Source organism: Marinomonas sp. NPDC078689, assembly GCF_044542435.1.
In the GTDB taxonomy this organism is placed as follows: Bacteria; Pseudomonadota; Gammaproteobacteria; order Pseudomonadales; family Marinomonadaceae; genus Marinomonas; species Marinomonas arenicola.
Map to the genome: position 1 here is coordinate 1,709 of NZ_JBITUJ010000017.1, position 1,230 is coordinate 2,938.

The 1,230-nt window shown below is 49.3% G+C and carries 1 rRNA gene (running past one end of the window); it reads left to right on the forward strand.

What is annotated here, in order from left to right:
* Window positions 1-74 precede the first annotated feature (74 nt).
* Window positions 75-1,230: ribosomal RNA gene (locus tag ACIGBN_RS17040) — 23S ribosomal RNA — on the forward strand (it continues 1,456 nt past the right edge of the window).

Below are 1,230 nucleotides of genomic sequence, written 5' to 3' on the forward strand. Positions count from 1 at the left end.
CTTCTATTATCGTAAATCCAGAGAAGACACAAAAGCTTCTTTGGTATGTGATCCGAAACTATTTTGGGTTATATGGTCAAGTGACCAAGCGTGCACGGTGGATGCCTTGGCAGTCAGAGGCGATGAAGGACGTGGTAATCTGCGATAAGGTTCGGGGAGTCGATAAACAGACTTTGATCCGAACATTTCCGAATGGGGAAACCCACCCGCTTGCGGGTATCGTATGGTGAATACATAGCCATACGAGGCGAACCCGGGGAACTGAAACATCTAAGTACCCGGAGGAAAAGAAATCAACCGAGATTCCCTAAGTAGCGGCGAGCGAAAGGGGATTAGCCCTTAAGTTGATTTGGTGTTAGTAGAAGGCTCTGGAAAGTGCCGCTGTAAAGGGTGATAGCCCCGTATACGAAAACACCTTATCAATGAAAACGAGTAGGACGGGACACGTGATATCCTGTCTGAATATGGGGGGACCATCCTCCAAGGCTAAATACTCCTGACTGACCGATAGTGAACCAGTACCGTGAGGGAAAGGCGAAAAGAACCCCTGTGAGGGGAGTGAAATAGATCCTGAAACCGTGTACGTACAAGCAGTGGGAGCGGACTTAGTTCCGTGACTGCGTACCTTTTGTATAATGGGTCAACGACTTATTTTCAGTAGCAAGGTTAAGCACATAGCGGAGCCGTAGGGAAACCGAGTCTTAATAGGGCGTTTAGTTGCTGGGAATAGACCCGAAACCGGGCGATCTATCCATGAGCAGGTTGAAGGTTGGGTAACACTAACTGGAGGACCGAACTCACATACGTTGAAAAGTCTGGAGATGACTTGTGGATAGGAGTGAAAGGCTAATCAAGCTCGGAGATAGCTGGTTCTCCTCGAAAGCTATTTAGGTAGCGCCTCGTATCTCACCATTGGGGGTAGAGCACTGTTTGGGCTAGGGGGTCATCCCGACTTACCAACCCCATGCAAACTCCGAATACCAATGAGTGCAATTACGGGAGACACACGGCGGGTGCTAACGTCCGTCGTGGAAAGGGAAACAACCCAGACCGTCAGCTAAGGTCCCAAAGTTACAGTTAAGTGGGAAACGATGTGGGAAGGCTTAGACAGCTAGGAGGTTGGCTTAGAAGCAGCCATCCTTTAAAGAAAGCGTAATAGCTCACTAGTCGAGTCGGCCTGCGCGGAAGATATAACGGGGCTAAACTGTACACCGAAGCTACGGATGCAAG